The sequence below is a fragment of the Parendozoicomonas verongulae genome (assembly GCF_009711465.1).
Classification (GTDB): Bacteria; Pseudomonadota; Gammaproteobacteria; order Pseudomonadales; family Endozoicomonadaceae; genus Sansalvadorimonas; species Sansalvadorimonas verongulae.
Window position 1 is genome coordinate 1 of record NZ_SMME01000081.1, and the last position, 244, is coordinate 244.

Below are 244 nucleotides of genomic sequence, written 5' to 3' on the forward strand. Positions count from 1 at the left end.
ATATCCTTGTCCTCACAGGGGGTGTTCGTCCTCCCCCCAGCCGCACGGATGCGCAGCCGGGTAAAGATGCCCAGGGCAGCTCTCAGATTACCCGTGCCCCCCATAGCCTGAAGTAACCTGCCCAGAGCCAGTTCGATATCCTTGTCATTACAAGGGGTGTTCACCCGCCCCCCAGCCGCACGGATGCGCAACTGTGTAAAGATCTCCCAGGCCGCTCTCAGGTTGTCCGTGCCCCCCATAATCT

General features: G+C 60.2%; 1 protein-coding gene. It reads right to left on the minus strand.

The genetic code is table 11. The features are described from left to right. Nucleotides 1–244: hypothetical protein (locus E1189_RS21975; RefSeq protein ID WP_196220782.1), on the minus strand; the 244-nt coding region annotated here is incomplete at both ends.